We start from the raw sequence: 16,886 nt of genomic DNA on the forward strand, positions 1-16,886 counted from the left end.
ACGCGGCCAGGCTGAGGGGTGTGAAACAGGAAACCTCCCCCCGCGTCCTGCCCCGCGTCCTGCCTTACACGGTGCGGCTCTCCCCCACGCCCCGCGGGGCCCGGCTGGCCCGGCTGCTCGCCACGGAGCAACTGCGGTCCTGGGGCCTGCCCGTGGACCCCGGGGCGGTGGTCGTGGCGGAGCTGGCCGCGAACGCCGTCACCCACGGGCGCGTGGCGGGGCGGGACTTCCGGCTGACGCTGTACGCCGCCGGGGACGTGCTGCGGATCGAGGTGACGGACACCCGGGGTGACCGGCTGCCCCGGCGCGGGCCGGGCGGACCGGACGCCGACGGCGGCCGGGGACTGCTGCTCGTGGACGCGCTCGCGCTGCGCTGGGGTACGGCGGCCGGGCCCGCGCCGCTGAAGACCGTCTGGGCGGAGGTGCGGACCGGCAGGGGCGGCACACCGGCGGCGGACCCACCGGGAGCCGACCTCGGAGCCGGGTTCGAGGGCGACCTCGGGGACGGTCTCGGCCGGCTCGGAGAGTTTGGGGCAATCGGAGGGTGCGGACGGGGTGAAGCCGAGCTGGTCTTCTAGAGCGCTCGCGCTCCGCCGGTGACCGCGCCGGGGCGGACGGCGGACGGGTCTACGGCTGGCCTGTGCACCCGGTCCGCGGGCCACGGGCCACGTGCGCCGTCAGCACGCACCCGGGCCCGCCGGGCCCCGCGCACGGTCCGCAGCGTGGGCACCGGGCACGGTAGTGGAGTCCGGAGCCGACACGCGCGGGACCGTCCCGGTCCGGGAAAACCGGGGAGGGCCCGCGGCCCGGCGCGAGCGGGGCCCTCGGGGGGCCGCCGCACGCGGCGCTGGCGGGTCCGGGGCCGTCCGCCACCCGGCCGGGCCGCCGAGGAGGGCGGGCCGGTGACGCCGGGGAGGGGCCGCTGCGGGGGTCGCCCGGCGCGGCCGGAGTCAGGAGTGGCCGAGTTCCGCTGTCTCGTCGTCGCCGGTCTCCGGGACGGAGCCGGAGTCGCGGGCCGGGCGGAGCGGGAACGGGTCGACCCGGGTCTCGTCGATGACCGGCGGCGCCGGCTGCGGCGGCTTCGGCATGACCGCGGCCTCCGAGTGCCCGCCGCAGCCGTAGGCCAGGGAGACCACCCGGCCGTCCGCCGGGGAGAACTCGTTGGCGCAGACCCCGAAGGCCTGGCCCAGGGAGCCGCCGATGCGGGCCAGGAAGCCGCAGCTCACGCAGGTGGCGGGGGCCGCCTGCGCCATGGCGCTCTTGGGGCCGAACGCGTCCTCCCAGCGGTCGGCGGCGACCCGCAGGCCGTACCGGGACAGCACCCGCGCGCGGCGCAGGCCCAGTTCCTCGGCGACGGACGCGATCGTGCCGCGGGACGGCGCCGGCTGGGTGGCCGGGGTGCCCGGCGTGACGTCGGCGTCCTCCGCCTCGGCCAGTTCCCGCATCTCGTCGGAGACCGGCGAGTTCGGCGGCGGCTCCTCCTCGCCCGTGTACCCGGGCTCCAGGCGCAGGTCGTCCTGGTCGGTGGGGAGCAGGTCGCCGGGGCCGAGGTCGCCGGGGCGCAGCCGCTCGCTCCACGGCACCCACTCGGGCGCGAGGAGGGCGTCGGAGCCGGGCAGCAGGACGACCTCGTCCAGGGTCACCGTCTTGGCGCGGGAGGCACGGGCCACCGTGACGGCCCAGCGCCAGCCCCGGTAGCCCAGCTCCTTGCACTCGAAGAAGTGCGTGACAACGCGGTCGCCCTCGGACACGAGACCGGCGTGCTCGCCCACCACACCGGGTGCGGCGGCCTCCTCGGCGGCGGCGCGGGCGAGGTCGACGGCCTCGGCGCACAGGCGGTCGGGGGTGCGGCTTCGCGTTGTCGCTGCGCTCACAGGTATCGCTTCTCTCCTACGCCGTCTCGTCGAGTGCGGCTGCCTCCGGCGGTTTCGCCTACGGAGCGGACCTGGGGACCGCATCGACGTCTGCATCCGCGCGCCCGGGCGCACCTCTGCCATCCATTCTGCGTTATGGCTGAGACAGGCACGCTACACCGGGCGGGATTCGTGCATTTTCCCACCCGGCCCGCCGGACGGCCCACCCGGCCCCCGCGGACGGCCGAGACCGGCCCGGCGGACGGCCGGCGCGGCCCCGGCGGCACCGTGCCGAACGCCGCCATCCGTGCCGTAGCGCACTATCCGCCCGGATCTCGGGGCACTATGAACGTCGTGGCAGCCGCGGACAAGGCGAGTGGTCGGGGCGGCGGTTCGGGCCGGGTGGGCGGTGCCGTCCGCGCGGTGGGCCGTGCCCTGCGCCTTCCGGTCACCGGCGCGGCGCGCGTCATCCGCCGGGTCACGCACGCGCACGGCGCGGGCGAGTCGGGCCTGGGCAAGCTGATCGAACTGCACGCGGTGAACGGCGCGGGCGACGTCATGGTCACCGTGGCGCTGGCGTCCACGGTGTTCTTCTCGGTGCCGACCGACGAGGCGCGCGGGCGGGTCGCCCTCTATCTCGCCATCACCATGGCGCCGTTCACCGTGCTCGCCCCGGTCATCGGACCGCTGCTGGACCGCCTGCCGCACGGGCGGCGGGCGGCGATGGCGGGCGCGATGCTGGCGCGGGCGCTGCTCGCGCTGGTCGTCTCGGGCGCGGTGGCGAGCGGCGGTCTCCAGCTGTATCCGGCGGCGCTGGGCGTGCTGGTGGCGTCCAAGGCGTACGGCGTGGTCCGCAGCGCCGTCGTGCCGCGGCTGCTGCCACCGCGGTTCTCGCTCGTGAAGGCCAACTCCCGGGTGACGCTCGCGGGCCTGCTGGCCACCGGGGCAGCCGCGCCGGTGGCGGCCGGCCTGCACACGCTCGGCGATCCCTGGCCGCTGTACGGCGCCTTCGTGATCTTCGCCGCCGGTACGTTCCTGTCGTTCTCCCTGCCGCCCGTCGTGGACTCGGCCAAGGGCGAGGGCATCGCCCTGCTGGCGGCCGGCGGGGCCCGGCCGCGCGGGCCGGACCGCAAACAGGCCAGGCGGCCCGGGCTGCGCACGGTGGGGCCCGCCGTCACGCACGCGCTCGGCGCCAACGCCGCCCTGCGCTGCCTGTCCGGTTTCCTGATCTTCTTCCTCGCGTTCCTGCTGCGCGAGCACCCGCTGACCGGGCAGAGCGCTGCGGTCTCGCTGGGCATAGTCGGCATCGCGGCGGGCGCGGGCAACGCCCTGGGTACGGCCCTGGGGGCGTGGCTGCGCTCCCGTGCCCCGGAGATGATCATCGTGGCCGTCGTCGCGGTGGCGCTCGGCGCCGGGGTCGTCGCCGCCGTGTTCTTCGGCACCTTCCTGGTGGCGTGCCTGGCGGCGGTCGCCGGGTTCGCGCAGGCGCTGGCCAAGCTGGCGCTGGACGCGCTGATCCAGCGGGACGTGCCGGAGGCGGTGCGCGCCTCGGCGTTCGCCCGCGCGGAGACGCTGCTGCAGATGGCGTGGGTGCTGGGCGGCGCGGTCGGCATCGTGATGCCGCTGGACGGCACGGTCGGGCTGCTGGTCGGCTCCGCGTTCGTGGCCGCCGGCTGGCTGACCACCGCACGGGGGCTGCTGGCCTCGGCCCGGCAGGGCGGCCGGACGGGGCCGAGGTGGCAGGAGGTCGCGGGCGACACCGGCCCGTCGGCCCCGTGACCGGCGGGCCGGCACGGATCCGCCGACCCGCGACCGGTCGGGCGCCAGCGACACGTCGGCCCCGCGCCCCGTGGGCGGCAGCGGGCCCGGCCGGTGCTTGCCCCCGTGGTCCGTGGGCCGGCGTCGGACCGGTCGCCGGGCACGCGTGGCGTAACGAACCGGGCACGCCGTACCCCGCGTGGGCGGGCGGCTCCGGACGCCCGATAGCCTTCGGCCATGACCACGCTGCAATCCGCTGTGCGACGCCGCCGCGCCGTCGCCGCCGCCGGCGCCGTTTCCGCCGGACTGCTCGTCCTGTCGGCCTGCGACAAGCCGAGCCCCGTCGCGACGATCACGGTCGGCGGTAACTCGGTCAACTCCGAGGCCCTCTGCTACAACGACGGCGACAAGCTGACCGCCGACTCGCTGAAGGACTGCGTCAAGAACTCCGGCGACGTGGAGTCGATCAAGGTCGGTCAGGACGAGACCGTCCGGATCGGCGTCGACCCGAAGATCGCCGACGCGGGCTGGATCGTGCTGGTCAACGGCCGCCAGTTCACCGACTCCAGCAAGGAGACGTACCGCACGATCCCGAGCAGCGCCTTCTTCAACGCCCAGTACGGCACGCAGGGCGAGACCAACACGCTCGCGATCCAGATGGGCGACAAGACGAACAAGGGCGTGTGGTCCTTCAAGCTGAAGAAGGACTGACCACGCCCTCCGTCCCGGTCCTCGTCGCCACCGCGGTCCCCGCCGAGCGGGACGCGGTGGCCCGGGCGCTGCCCGGACCGGCCGAGGAGGTACGGTTGCCCGGCGCGGCCCTGTGCCGTACGGCCGCGGGCTGGGACCTGCTCGCCGCCGGGGTCGGACCGGCGCTCGCCGCCGCGTCCACCGCCGGCGCCCTGACCGCCGCCGCGCTGGCCGGCAGGCCCTACGGCCTGGTCGTCTCGGCCGGGATCGGCGGCGGCTTCGCGCCGGACGCGCCGCTCGGCTCGCTCGTCGTCGCCGACGCGATCACCGTGGCCGACCTGGGCGCCGAGACCGCCGACGGCTTCCTGCCGGTCACCGAACTCGGGTTCGGGACCGTCAGCCACCACCCGCCGGAATCACTCGTACGCGCCACCGCCGAGGCCACCGGCGCCCGTACCGGAACGATCCTGACCGTCTCCACGGTGACCGGCACCGCCGCCCGTGCCGCCGCCCTGCGCGCCCGGCACCCCGGCGCGCTCGCCGAGGGCATGGAGGGGTTCGGGGTGGCGGAGGCCGCCGCCGCGCACGGCGTGCCCGTGCTGGAGATCCGCGCGGTCTCCAACCCGGTCGGGCCCCGCGACCGCGCCGCCTGGCGCATCGGCGACGCCCTCGCCGCCCTCACCGGAGGCTTCGGGAAGCTGGCGCCCGCATTGGAGAGTTGGCACCTGTATGACCAGTGAGCAGCAGCGGTCCCTGCGGATCGCGTACTCCCCCTGCCCGAACGACACCTTCGTCTTCGACGCCCTCGCCCACGGCCGCGTCCCCGGCGCGCCCGCGCTGGACGTGACGTTCGCCGACATCGACATCACCAACGGCATGGCCGAACGCGGTGAGTTCGACGTGCTGAAGGTGTCCTACGCCGTCCTGCCGTACGTCCTCGACGAGTACGCGCTGCTGCCGTGCGGCGGCGCGCTGGGGCGGGGCTGCGGACCGCTGGTGCTCACCCGGGAGCCGGGCGCCGACCTCACGGGCCGTACGGTCGCGGTGCCGAGCGAGAAGTCGACCGCCTATCTGCTGTTCCGGCTGTGGGCGGCGGACACCCTGCCGGGCGGGGTCGGCGAGATCGTGGTCATGCCGTTCCACGAGATCATGCCGGCCGTGCGGGACGGCAAGGTGGACGCGGGCCTGGTGATCCACGAGGCCCGGTTCACCTACCAGAACTACGGGCTGCACAAGCTGGCCGACATGGGCGAGCACTGGGAGCGGACCACCGGGCTGCCGATCCCGCTGGGCGCGATCATCGCCAAGCGGTCGCTGGGCGCCGGCACGCTCGGCCGGCTCGCCGACTCCGTCCGGGCCTCCGTGCGGGCCGCCTGGGACGACCCGGAGGCCTCCCGGCCGTACGTCATGGCGCACGCCCAGGAGATGGACCCGGCCGTCGCCGACCAGCACATCGGGCTCTACGTCAACGAGTTCACGGCCGGTCTCGGCGAGGACGGTTACGCGGCGGTCCGGGGACTGCTCACCCGAGCGGCGGCCGAGGGACTCGTACCGCCCCTCGGCCCGGACGCGCTCGCGTTTCCCTGAGGAATACCGCGTGGCCGACGGGGTGCTCAGACGTCCAGTTGGTCGGCGACCGCGCGGAGCAGACCGGCGATCTTCTTGCCCGAGGCCTTCTCCGGATAACGGCCCTTCTCCAGCATCGGAGTGATGTTCTCCAGAAGGGTCGTCAAATCCTGCACGATCGAGGCCAGCTCGTCCGGCTTCTTGCGCTGGGCGGCGGCGACCGAGGGCGTCGGGTCGAGCACGATCACCGACAGCGCCTGGTCACCGCGCTGACCGGCGACGACGCCGAACTCCACGCGCTGTCCCGGCTTGAGCGCTTCGACTCCGGCGGGGAGAACCGAGGAATGGACGAAGACGTCACCGCCGTCGTCGCGGGAGAGAAAGCCGAAGCCCTTCTCGCTGTTGAACCACTTGACCTTGCCGGTAGGCACGTCTGTCCTCGTCCTCGTACTCGTCGGGAAAACCGCTGGGGAAACGGCTCTTGATAGCACTAGAGCGGGTCGTCCACGACCCGCCGCTACCAAGGCTAATGGTCTTCGGGCGGGTGACAAGACGTCCCCCGGTTGTTCTGTCGCGCAGGGAACTACCCTGGTCCGGTGCGTGACAAAACCCAACCGAATTCCGCCGCGCCGGGTGACCGGCTGATCCGCGCCGGTGCCGTCGTCTTCTTCCTCGGGGCCGTGGCCACCCTCGTCACGGTGGCCCCGCTGTTCCTCGGCGCGAGACCATTTCCGACCTACATGTTCGGCCTGAGCATGCTCATGGCCGTGGGATTCCTCGTCGCCGGCGCCGGTGTCCTGCGGTCGGCCGCCGCCGGACGGCGTCAGGCGCGGGGTGCCGCGCCGGGCGTCCCGCGGTAGCCGGCGAGCCACGCCGGGAAGGCGGACAGGTCGGCCAGGACGACGTCCGCGCCGGCCTCCCGCAGCTCGTCGGGCGGGCACGGGCCGGTCGCCACGGCGACCGAAAACGCACCCGCCGCGCGGGCCCCGCGGACGTCTCCGACGTGATCGCCGACGTACACGGCCGCGTCGTACTCGCGCAGCGCCGCCGCCTTCTGCTCGGCCCACAGGTCGCCGACGACCACGTCCGGTGCGATGCCGAGGTGCGTCAGGTGCAGTTTGGCGTTCGGCTCGTACTTCGCCGTCACCACCATCGTCCGTCCGCCGGCCGCCCGCACCGCGTCGACCGCCTCCCGGGCGCCGGGCATGGCGGGCGTCGAGGTGATGGCTATGGACGGGTACATCTCCCGGTACAGCTCGGCCATCTCCGGCACCCGCTCGGCCGGGAACCAGTGGATCAGCTCCTCCACGAGCGGCGGCCCGAGCCGCGTCACCGCGAGGTCGGCGTCGATGAACGTACCCGTCCGCTCGGCCAGGGCCTGATAACAGGCGCGGATGCCCGGGCGGGAGTCGATGAGGGTCATGTCGAGGTCGAAGCCGACGGTGAGGGCCATGGGGGACATTGTGCGGGGTGCCTCCGGCGGTGGGTGGGGCGGGGCGCGTCGTGGGGGGTGCGGGGTGCCTCCGGCGGTGCGTGGGGCGGGGCGTGTCGTGGGGGGTGCGGGTTGCCTCCGGCGGGGGCGGGGCGGCTTGTGTCGCGGGGGGCTGTCGTGTGCCGGGTGCGGGTGCGCGGGGGGGTGCTCGCGCCGTTCCCCGCGCCCCTTCGGGGGCGCGCCGTAGGGGGTGCTGCGGTGTGCCGGGTGCGGGTACGTGGGGGGTGCTCGCGCCGTTTCCCGCGCCCCTTCGGGGGCGCGCCGTAGGGGGTGCTGTGGTGTGCCGGGTGCGGGCCGTTCCCCGCGCCCCTTCGGGGGTTATCTGGTGCGTTGGGAGCGCCAGGTCAGGTAGAGGGCCGATGCCAGCGCTGCGCCGCGGACCACCCAGGGCCAGGTCTCGCCGATCGCGTCCGTCATGGTGCCCTGGGTGACCGGATCCCCCCAGCGGCCGTCGGCGCGGCCCCACAGCCACACCGCGCCGGCGGCGACCGCCGCGCCCGGCAGGAACATCACCGCCCACTTGGTCTCCGCGGGCGTCAGCCGCCGGGAGCCGTAGGCGATCGCCCAGCCGAGGAGCAGCGCGTACCAGTTCCCGAGCACGGCACCGGCGACGAGCGCGACGGCGGCCAGCAGCAGGAGGGGGTTGGACCAGCCGGCCGGCACCAGGACGGGCAGTCCGCGCCGGCGGCGGGCGGCCGGCGCGGACGCGGGTCCGGGCTCGGTTCCCGCTCCGGCCTCCGCCGGGGCGGCCTCCGTGGCGTCGGGCTCCCGTGCCGGGCGGCTGAGCAGTTCCGGGATCTCCACCCCGCCGACGAAACCCGGTACCGGGTCGGCGTCCGTCAGAGGTCCGCTCACCCGCCACCAGTCGGGCGGTGCCGTACCGTCGCCGAGTTCGTGGGCCGGGGCCAGGTGCGGCGGGGCCGGGACGTCGCGGGCCACGGGCGGGCCGGCGGGTCCGGCGGGGCGGGGACGGGGGCGCGGTACGACCCTGCGCAGGCCCTTCGGGCGTTCCGCCCGGGGCATCTCCTTGTCGAGGGCCGGCTCCTCCCGGCGCGCGTCCTTGCCGCGGCCCGCCCCGTCCTGGTGCGCGTCCTTGCCGTGGCCCGGCTCGCCCCGGCGCGGCTTCCTGCCGTAGAGCGCGTCGCCCCGGCGCGACTCCTTGCCGCCGCCCGGCTCGCCCCGGCGCGGGCCGCTGCCGCCTGGATCGCTCTGGCGCGGGTCGTCGCGGCCCGGGTCGTCCCGGTGTGGGTCCTTCTCGCGGGGTGTCGTCTCGCGTCGTGGCCCCCAGGGCCGGTTCCGGTCCGGGCGGCGCGGGCCCTTCGGCCGGGGCCGGGCCGCCGGGTCGGGGGCCTGGTCGCCGGTGACGGGCTGGGCGGGGACGCTCGTGGCGGGAGGCGCGGGCTGCCGGGGCGCGCCGGCCGTGCCGCTCGCCGTGCCGACCACCTCGTCCGGGCTGCCCAGCCGGTCCAGGATGCGGCGGACCGCGGCGGGCGAGTCGACCGTCGCCCGCGCCCGGTGCCGGTCGATCTCGTTGCGCAGCTCCGACACCAGCCGCATCCGGGTCGCCGACGGCAGCTGCCGCTGCTGGGCGATGTCACCGACGCGGCTCAGATACTCGTAGACGACCTGGTCGCTCTCGATCCCCACGGAACCCCTCCGGGGTGCGCCGACTGAACTGCCGTGAGGGACGGTACCGCGTCTTCGCCGCTGCCCTGGGCCCATCGATGTCGGCTACCGTTGGCCGGATGAGCCCCGAGGCCCACCCCGCCCCTCGGTCCCTGGCGGAGGCGCTCCGCGCCCGGGACGACTCCTCCCTGGCCGCGTTGCTGCGCAGCCGCCCGGACCTCGTCACGCCCGTGCCCGGCGATCTCACGCAGCTCGCCACCCGCGCCGGCACCCGCGCCTCGGTGCTGCGCGCCCTGGAGCGGCTGGACCGGTTCGCGCTGCAGACGGCGGAGGCGCTGGCCGTGGCGCCGGACCCGGCGCCGTACGACACCCTGCTCGGGCTGATGGCCGGGGACGACCGCGACGAGACCGTGGCCGCCGCGCTGCCGCGGGCCCTCGCCACCCTGCGCGAACAGGCGCTGGTGTGGGGCGGCGACGACCGGCTGCGGCTGGTGCGCACCGCCCGCGAGGTGCTGGCCCCCTCGCCCCGGCACCCGTCGCCGACCGGGCTCGGGCCGACCGTGCAGGAGGCCACCTCGGGCATGTCCCCGGGGCGCGTCCAGGAGCTCGTGACGGCGGCCGGGCTGCCGTCGACGCACGACCCGGTGTCCGCCGTGGCCGCGCTGACCGCGCTGTTCGGCCACCGGAAGAAGATGGCCAAGCTGCTCGCCCAGGCCCCCGAGGCCGCCCGCGAGGTGCTGGACCGGCTGGTGTGGGGGCCGCCGTACGGGCAGGTCACCGCGGAACCGGCGGCGCACCTGCGCTGGCTGCTGGACCGCGGACTGCTGCTGCCGACCGTGCCGGGCACGGTGGTGCTCCCGCGCGAGGTCGCCCTGCATCTGCGCGCGGGCCGCGCCCACCGCGCGCCCGAGCCGCTGCCGCCCGCCGTGGCACCGGCCGCGACGCACTCCGGGCAGGTGGTCGACGCGACCGCGGCCGGGCAGGCGTACACGGCGCTGGCCACCGTGGAGGAGCTGCTGAAGGAGTGGGACGAGGGCGGTCCGGCCGTGCTGCGGGCGGGCGGGCTGAGCGTGCGTGACCTGAAGCGGACGGCCGTGGCGCTGGACGTGTCCGAGCCGGTCGCCGCCTTCTGGACGGAGCTGGCGTACGCGGCCGGACTGGTCGCCTCCGACGGCGAGGCCGACGAGCGGTACGCGGCCACGCCCGCCTTCGACGAGTGGCTGGAGCAGCCGCCGGCCGAGCGCTGGTCCCGGCTGGCGCAGGCGTGGCTGACGGCCACCCGCACGCCGGGGCTGGTCGGCGGCCGGGACGCCAAGGACCGTACGCTGTCGGCGCTCGGTCCGGGCCTGGACCGGTCCGCCGCGCCCGAGGTACGGCACCGGGTGCTGTCCCTGCTCGCCGGGCTGCCGCACGGCACGGCGCCGGACGCCGGGTCGGTGCTGGACCGGCTGCGCTGGGAGCGTCCGCTGCGCGGGGCCCGCCGGGAGGGCGAGGACGATCTGCGGACCCTGCTGGCCCGCTGGACCCTGTCGGAGGCGGAGCTGCTGGGCGTGACCGGCCGGGGCGCCCTGTCCTCGCACGGCCGCGCCCTGCTCGGCGCGCCCGTCCCGGGCTCTGGTGCACCGGGGTCCGGGCCGGGCTCCCCGGGGTCCGGCTCCGGCTCCCCCGGTTCCGGGTCCGGCTCCGCCGCGCCGAGCGGCCCGGGGGACAAGCTGCCGGTGCACCACCACCACACGCCCGGCCGGCTGGTTCCCCTCGCGGCTGCCGAGCAGGCCGTCGCGGGCGCCGCAGCGGCGCGGCTGCTCGCGCCGCTGCTGCCGGAGCCGCTGGACCACGTGCTGCTCCAGGCGGACCTGACGGCCGTCGCTCCCGGCCCGCTGCGGCGCCCGCTCGCCCAGGTGCTGGGCGTGCTCGCGGACGTGGAGTCCAAGGGCGGCGCGACCGTGTACCGGTTCACACCGGCGTCCGTCCGGCGGGCCCTGGACGCCGGCCGCACCGCCGCCGACCTGCACGCCTTCCTCGCCGAGCACTCCCGCACCCCCGTCCCGCAGCCGCTCGCCTATCTGATCGACGACGTGGCCCGCCGGCACGGCCACCTGCGGGTCGGCGCGGCCTCGGCGTATGTGCGCTGCGACGACGACGCCCTGCTGAACGAGATCCTCGCCGACCGGCGGGCCGCCGCCCTGCGGCTGCGCCGGCTGGCCCCGACCGTGCTGGCCGCGCCGGTCGATCCGGCGGCGCTGCTGGAGGGGCTGCGCGCGATGGGGTACGCGCCCGCCGCCGAGTCCGCCGAGGGCGATGTCCTGATCACCCGCGCGCACGCGCACCGCACCCCGCCGCGCACCGCGCCCGAGCCGGTGCCGGACGGGCCGCCGCCGCCCGACGCCACGCTGCTCGCGGCGGCGGTCCGCGCGATCCGGGCCGGCGACCTGGCCGCCACCACCCCGCGCAAGCCGGCCGGCGAGCCGCCGGCGGGCGGCGGGCTGCCGCGCACCTCGTCCGCCGAGACGCTGGCCACCATGCAGGCCGCCGTGCTGACCGGGGACTCGGTGTGGATCGGCTACGTCAACGCCGAGGGCGCCGCCAGCCAGCGCGTCATCTCCCCGGTCCGGGTGGAGGGCGGCTTCGTCACGGCGTACGACCACACGGCGGACGAGGTGCGGACGTATCCGCTGCACCGGATCACCGGCGTCGCCGAGCTGGCGGACGACTGACTCCTGCCCGGCGGCACACCTGCCGGCGGTCCCTCCCGCCCGGTGGTCTCCTGCCCGGTGGTCTCCTGCCCGGCGGTTCCCCTGCCCGGCGGACCCTCTCGCCCGGCGGTCCCGCTGCTCTTCGGTCCGCTCGTCCTGAGGCGTGCCCCTGTCGTGCCCCTGTCGGGCTCTTGTCGCGCTCCTGCCGTACCCCTGCCGCCGTACCCCTGCCGCCGCGCTCCCCACGGTCGCGCGGTGTCCGGTGTCCCGGCGCGGCGGCCCGGACAGGGCGCTGACCAGGCCGGACAGTGCCCGGCTGTCCCGGACATGTCCTGGACGCCCCGACCCGTTGTCAGCGCCGGGAGCGCCCGGCCAGCCTTTCGGTCGTCAGCCGGACCCACCGGGCCCGGCACCGGACGACGGAAGGAAAATCGGGATGACCGCGATACGCACAGCGAGGACCACGGCCGTCGCGGGGGCGGTCCTGGCCATGTCGCTGGGGGGCCTCGTGACGGCCGGCCCGGCACACGCCGCGACGCCCCCGGGACCGCTGGCCGCCAAGCAGGCGCTGAGCCAGTACACGAGCGACAACGCCGAGGTGCAGAAGCGCAAGTACGAGGGCGACGCCAAGGGCGGCGACTCCGAGCGCAACAACTGCAACTTCTACACCGGCTTCTGGACGGCCAGGGCCAACCTGCGCTGGGACCACACCAGCGCCCCGCGCACCGGGACCATCAACAACCACCAGGCGTGCGGGACCAGCAAGGGCTACATGTACGTCAAGGCCGGCGGCGCCTGGAAGAAGAGGTGGACCAGCGTGAAGTGGACCTCGCGCGCCTGGTGCGCGGACTTCGCCAAGTACGCCTGGTACTGGGGCAAGGCGGACGTCAGCGGCCTGAACGCGGCGGCCGACTCGTTCCGCGCGTACGGCAAGGCGCACCACACCTGGCACTCCAAGGCGCAGGTGAAGGCGGGCGGGTACCGGCCGGCGCCCGGTGACGTGGTCTCCTACGACGACAACGGGGACGGCCGGGCCGACCACGTGGGTGTCCTGACCTCGTACAGCTCCAGCCGGAAGGTCTACCACTCCGTCGAGGGCAACACCTCCCTGGAGCGGCTGACCTACAAGAAGAGCCAGTCCGCCACGGCGGGCCGGGTGATCGGCTACACCACGCCGAAGGCCCGCTGACCTCGGCCACGTTGGCCGGAAAAGGATTGGTTCCCCGGCCGGCTCCCGCACAACGATGGGGGCCATGGACGACAGAGCGCTCGCGTTACGGGAGGTACGGACGGCGGCGGACCTGAACGCCGCCCTGTGCGAGCTGAAGGCGCGCTCCCGGCTGACCTACCGGCAGCTCGAGGAGCGCGCCGCCGAGAAGGGCGAGCCGCTGCCGCGCAGCACGCTGGCCGATGTCCTGCGCAACGGTTCGCTGCCCCGGCAGGAGCTGCTGACGGCGTTCGTCCGGGCGTGCGGGGAGGGCGGGTACGTGGACGAGTGGCTGGCCGCACGGCAGCGGGCCGCCGAGGCGCGGCCTCCGGGGCAGGGGCCCGGGGCCGCGGGGGGCGGCGCGGGGGGATCGGGGGGCCCGGGGGGCCCTGGGGCCACGGGGGGCTCCAGGGACTCCGGGGACCGCGAGGAGGGGGCTGGGCGCCCGGTGCGGCGGCTCCTGCGCGCCCACCCGGCCGGTGTCCTGGCCGGGTCCCTCCTCGCGGCCGCGCTGGCCGCCGCGGCCGCCGTCTGGTCGCTGGGGAACTTCGGGGGCGACGGCCGGCCGGCGCGGCTGCCGCACGGGCAGGTCCTGCTGCGGCCGCTCGGCTCGCCCGGCCTGTGCGTGACGGACGGGCAGGTCCCGGACGGGCGGTACCACTCGCTCGTCGCCGTCCAGCGCCCCTGCGATCAGACGGCACCCCAGACCACCACCCTGGACCCGGTGGGCGAGGACGCCTACCGGATCGCCTGGTACCGCCCCGACCAGGGCAAAGGGTGCCTGAAGGCCCTCACCGAGGGGCCCGGCCGGCACCTGCTCGAACCGTGGGACGCCTGCGAGCGGACCACCGCCTTCCGCTTCGTCCGCACCGAGCCCGCCGGCAGCGGGCAGGCCGGCGGGACGTACACCGGCCCGGGCTACAGCGGCCGCAGCTATCTGATCAAGATCTCCGACGACACGTGCGTCGGCATCCGGGACGGGAGCGGCGCGGAAGGGACCGAGGCCGTGGTGGAACCCTGCACCGGCGCGGACGCCCAGCTCTTCGTCGTCGAAGCCGTGGTGTGAGCGGGCGGCCGGGCCCTGCGCCGGTCCCGGGACTCGCGGTCGGCCCCGCCGCATGAGGCACACTGGACGTTTGGCCGTTGTGGAAAGGGTGTGCCGCGCGTGAATGGTCCACTGATCGTCCAGTCCGACAAGACCCTGCTGCTGGAAGTCGACCACGAGCGGGCCGACGCCTGCCGACGGGCCATCGCGCCCTTCGCCGAGCTGGAGCGCGCCCCCGAGCACATCCACACCTACCGCGTGACGCCGCTCGGCCTGTGGAACGCGCGCGCCGCCGGACACGACGCCGAGCAGGTCGTGGACGCCTTGGTGGAGTACAGCCGCTATCCCGTGCCGCACGCGCTGCTCGTGGACATCGCCGAGACGATGGACCGCTACGGCCGCCTCACCCTCAGCAAGCACCCCGCGCACGGACTCGTCCTGTCCAGCACCGACCGGCCGGTGCTGGAGGAGGTGCTGAAGTCCAAGCGGATCGCGCCGCTGGTCGGTGCCCGGATCGACCCGGACACCGTCGTCGTGCACCCCTCGGAGCGCGGGCAGATCAAGCAGACGCTGCTGAAGCTGGGCTGGCCCGCCGAGGACCTCGCCGGGTACGTCGACGGCGAGGCGCACCCGATCGACCTGCTGGAGGACGGCTGGACGCTGCGGCCCTACCAGCGGCAGGCCGTGGAGAACTTCTGGCACGGCGGCAGCGGGGTGGTCGTGCTGCCCTGCGGCGCCGGGAAGACGCTGGTCGGCGCCGGGGCGATGGCCCAGGCCAGGTCGACCACGCTGATCCTCGTCACCAACACCGTCTCCGCCCGGCAGTGGAAGCACGAGCTGGTGAAGCGGACCTCGCTGACCGAGGACGAGATCGGCGAGTACAGCGGCACCAAGAAGGAGATCCGGCCGGTCACCATCGCCACCTACCAGGTGCTGACGACCCGGCGGAAGGGCGTCTACCCGCACCTGGAGCTGTTCGACTCCCGGGACTGGGGCCTGATCGTCTACGACGAGGTGCACCTGCTGCCCGCGCCGGTGTTCAAGTTCACCGCCGACCTCCAGGCGCGCCGCCGGCTGGGGCTGACGGCCACCCTGGTGCGCGAGGACGGCCGGGAGTCGGACGTGTTCTCGCTCATCGGGCCCAAGCGGTTCGACGCGCCCTGGAAGGAGATCGAGGCGCAGGGCTACATCGCGCCCGCCGACTGCGTCGAGGTCCGGGTGAACCTGACCGACTCCGAGCGGCTGGCGTACGCGACGGCCGAGGCGGAGGAGAAGTACCGCTTCTGCGCGACCACCGAGACCAAGCGGAAGGTCACGGAGGCGATCGTGCGCCGCTTCGCCGGGCAGCAGATCCTGGTCATCGGCCAGTACATCGACCAGCTGGACGAGCTGGGCGAGCATCTGAACGCGCCGGTCATCAAGGGCGAGACGTCCAACGCCCAGCGCGAGAAGCTGTTCGACGCGTTCCGCCGGGGCGAGATCAGCGTGCTGGTGGTGTCGAAGGTCGCGAACTTCTCCATCGACCTGCCCGAGGCCACGGTCGCCGTCCAGGTGTCCGGGACCTTCGGCTCCCGGCAGGAGGAGGCCCAGCGGCTCGGCCGGGTGCTGCGCCCCAAGGCCGACGGCCACCAGGCGCACTTCTACTCGGTCGTCGCCCGCGACACCCTGGACCAGGACTTCGCCGCCCACCGGCAGCGCTTCCTGGCCGAGCAGGGCTACGCCTACCGCATCGTGGACGCGGACGAGATCCTGGCCGAGGGCGCGGCCTGACGCTCCGGGCGGCGCACCGCCGCCCCCGCCAGCAGGACGAGCGCCAGCAGCGGGTACGGCGAGGCCAGCGGCTGCTGCCACCACGGCAGGTGCAGGTCCCGGTCGCCCGCGTGCGGGACGAGCCACAGGGTGCGGGCGGTGAAGACCGCCGCCGTCCCGGCCGCCGTCCAGCGGCGGCCGTCGCCCAGCAGCACCGCGAGCAGCGGCACGCACCACACCCAGTGGTGGGACCAGCTGATCGGGCAGACCAGCAGGCCCGTGCCGGCGGTGAGCAGGATGCCGTGCCGGTCCTGCCCGGCGCGCGCCGCCAGCCACAGGCCGGCGGCGCAGCAGACCGCGGCCGGCAGCGCCCAGCCGAGGCCCGGCGCCGGCTCGCCCAGCGTCCGCGCGACCAGTCCCTGGAGGGACTGGTTGTCCACGATCCACGCCTTGCCGACGCGGCCGGTCTCCCACAGCCGCCCGCCCCAGAAGGAGACCGTCGCGGACGGCAGCAGGACGGCACCGGCCGCGACCGTCCCCGCGCAGGCCGCGAGCGCCGTGACCGCCTCGCGCACCCGGCCGCGCAGGAGCAGGTAGGCGAGGAAGACGGCCGGGGTGAGCTTGATGCCGGCCGCGATCCCGAGGGCGGCCCCCGCCCACCGGGCGCCCGGGGGCCGGGTCAGGTCCCACAGGGTCAGACAGGCGACGGCCAGGTTGATCTGGCCGAACAGGAGCGTCTGGAAGACCGGTTCGAGCCAGAGGGCGAGGGCGGTGCCGGCGCAGACCAGGGCCGGGGCCGGGGTGCGCTGGGCCAGCCGGGCCGAGAGGGCGACGAGGACGGCGAGCAGCAGCGCGTTGACCGCGAGGAAGGCCGCCTTCAGGACGGGCACGGGAAGCCAGGACGCCGGGACGAACAGCAGGGCGGCGAAGGGCGGATAGGTCGCGGGGAGCCGCCACTCGGTGACGGTGAAGCCGTACAGGTCGGTACCGCGGGCCACGGCCGCGCCCTCGGCGCGGTAGACGAGGAGGTCGGCCATGGGCGCTCCGCGCAGGGCGCACAGGGTGCCGAAGGAGGCCAGCGAGAGGGCGAGCAGGAGCAGGGCCGTCCGTTTCCGCACGGACCCGACCTTATGCGGTGATACGCGGCGTACGCCCGCCTCCTCGCCGTAGCCGCCGGGGACGGCCGGGGCGGCGGGCGGCCCCGCGG

General features: G+C 75.6%; 15 protein-coding genes. 10 read left to right on the top strand and 5 right to left on the bottom strand.

Annotation, left to right across the window (positions count from 1 at the left end):
* Positions 1-20: 20 nt before the first annotated feature.
* Positions 21-578, top strand: a complete 558-nt coding sequence (locus tag ACH4OA_RS10640) for an ATP-binding protein (RefSeq protein WP_397968616.1) — start codon at positions 21-23, stop codon at positions 576-578.
* A gap of 372 nt (positions 579-950) precedes the next feature.
* Here the strand turns inward: ACH4OA_RS10640 and ACH4OA_RS10645 are convergent, their stop codons facing one another.
* Complete coding sequence (locus ACH4OA_RS10645; RefSeq protein ID WP_365871254.1) at positions 951-1,874, bottom strand: DUF3027 domain-containing protein; 924 nt, start codon at positions 1,872-1,874, stop codon at positions 951-953.
* 324 nt (positions 1,875-2,198) lie between these two features.
* Between ACH4OA_RS10645 and ACH4OA_RS10650 the strand changes: the two genes are divergently transcribed.
* The 4 genes from ACH4OA_RS10650 to ACH4OA_RS10665 all read left to right on the top strand — a co-directional run bounded on the left by ACH4OA_RS10650 (position 2,199) and on the right by ACH4OA_RS10665 (position 5,888).
* On the top strand, positions 2,199-3,632 hold the full coding sequence (locus ACH4OA_RS10650; protein ID WP_397937634.1) for an MFS transporter: 1,434 nt from the start codon (positions 2,199-2,201) through the stop codon (positions 3,630-3,632).
* Positions 3,633-3,848: 216 nt separating this feature from the next.
* Positions 3,849-4,322, top strand: coding sequence for a DUF2771 domain-containing protein (locus ACH4OA_RS10655; protein ID WP_365871258.1), 474 nt, complete (start codon positions 3,849-3,851; stop codon positions 4,320-4,322).
* Positions 4,295-5,041 carry a futalosine hydrolase gene (locus ACH4OA_RS10660; protein WP_365871260.1) on the top strand — a complete coding sequence of 249 codons (747 nt, stop codon included), beginning with the start codon at positions 4,295-4,297 and terminating at the stop codon, positions 5,039-5,041. The genes ACH4OA_RS10655 and ACH4OA_RS10660 overlap by 28 nt, the downstream gene beginning before the upstream one ends.
* Positions 5,031-5,888, top strand: coding sequence for a 1,4-dihydroxy-6-naphthoate synthase (locus ACH4OA_RS10665; RefSeq protein WP_365871262.1), 858 nt, complete (start codon positions 5,031-5,033; stop codon positions 5,886-5,888). The genes ACH4OA_RS10660 and ACH4OA_RS10665 overlap by 11 nt, the downstream gene beginning before the upstream one ends.
* Before the next feature lie 26 nt (positions 5,889-5,914).
* Here ACH4OA_RS10665 and ACH4OA_RS10670 read toward each other — a convergent pair whose 3' ends face one another.
* Complete coding sequence (locus tag ACH4OA_RS10670) at positions 5,915-6,298, bottom strand: cold-shock protein (protein ID WP_285559186.1); 384 nt, start codon at positions 6,296-6,298, stop codon at positions 5,915-5,917.
* Positions 6,299-6,463: 165 nt separating this feature from the next.
* On the opposite strand from ACH4OA_RS10670, the gene ACH4OA_RS10675 reads away from it, so the two are divergent.
* A complete protein-coding gene (locus ACH4OA_RS10675) occupies positions 6,464-6,727 on the top strand; it encodes a hypothetical protein (RefSeq protein WP_365871264.1) in 264 nt (87 codons plus the stop codon).
* On the opposite strand, the gene ACH4OA_RS10680 is transcribed toward ACH4OA_RS10675, so the two are convergent.
* Both ACH4OA_RS10680 and ACH4OA_RS10685 read right to left on the bottom strand, forming a co-directional pair.
* Positions 6,691-7,329 (bottom strand): HAD family hydrolase, encoded by a 639-nt coding sequence (locus ACH4OA_RS10680; RefSeq protein ID WP_397968618.1) that lies wholly within the window; start codon positions 7,327-7,329, stop codon positions 6,691-6,693. The genes ACH4OA_RS10675 and ACH4OA_RS10680 overlap by 37 nt on opposite strands.
* 348 nt (positions 7,330-7,677) lie before the next feature.
* On the bottom strand, positions 7,678-9,006 hold the full coding sequence (locus ACH4OA_RS10685; RefSeq protein ID WP_397968620.1) for a hypothetical protein: 1,329 nt from the start codon (positions 9,004-9,006) through the stop codon (positions 7,678-7,680).
* A 98-nt stretch (positions 9,007-9,104) separates the two neighbouring features.
* Between ACH4OA_RS10685 and ACH4OA_RS10690 the strand changes: the two genes are divergently transcribed.
* From ACH4OA_RS10690 to ACH4OA_RS10705, 4 genes are all read left to right on the top strand, one after another.
* Entirely contained in the window at positions 9,105-11,699 is a 2,595-nt protein-coding gene (locus ACH4OA_RS10690) for a helicase-associated domain-containing protein (protein ID WP_397968622.1), read from the top strand.
* Positions 11,700-12,114: 415 nt separating this feature from the next.
* Positions 12,115-12,867 (top strand): CHAP domain-containing protein, encoded by a 753-nt coding sequence (locus tag ACH4OA_RS10695; protein WP_365871272.1) that lies wholly within the window; start codon positions 12,115-12,117, stop codon positions 12,865-12,867.
* A 64-nt stretch (positions 12,868-12,931) separates the two neighbouring features.
* Complete coding sequence (locus tag ACH4OA_RS10700; RefSeq protein WP_397968624.1) at positions 12,932-13,951, top strand: RICIN domain-containing protein; 1,020 nt, start codon at positions 12,932-12,934, stop codon at positions 13,949-13,951.
* 99 nt (positions 13,952-14,050) lie between these two features.
* On the top strand, positions 14,051-15,700 hold the full coding sequence (locus tag ACH4OA_RS10705; protein WP_365871276.1) for a DNA repair helicase XPB: 1,650 nt from the start codon (positions 14,051-14,053) through the stop codon (positions 15,698-15,700).
* Here the strand turns inward: ACH4OA_RS10705 and ACH4OA_RS10710 are convergent.
* Positions 15,652-16,773: a glycosyltransferase 87 family protein gene (locus ACH4OA_RS10710; protein ID WP_397968752.1), complete on the bottom strand. Its 1,122-nt coding sequence runs from the start codon at positions 16,771-16,773 to the stop codon at positions 15,652-15,654. The two genes, ACH4OA_RS10705 and ACH4OA_RS10710, sit on opposite strands and share 49 nt — an antisense overlap.
* Positions 16,774-16,886: the final 113 nt, after the last annotated feature.

This window comes from Streptomyces sp. NPDC017095 (assembly GCF_044332325.1).
Lineage (GTDB): Bacteria > Actinomycetota > Actinomycetes > Streptomycetales > Streptomycetaceae > Streptomyces.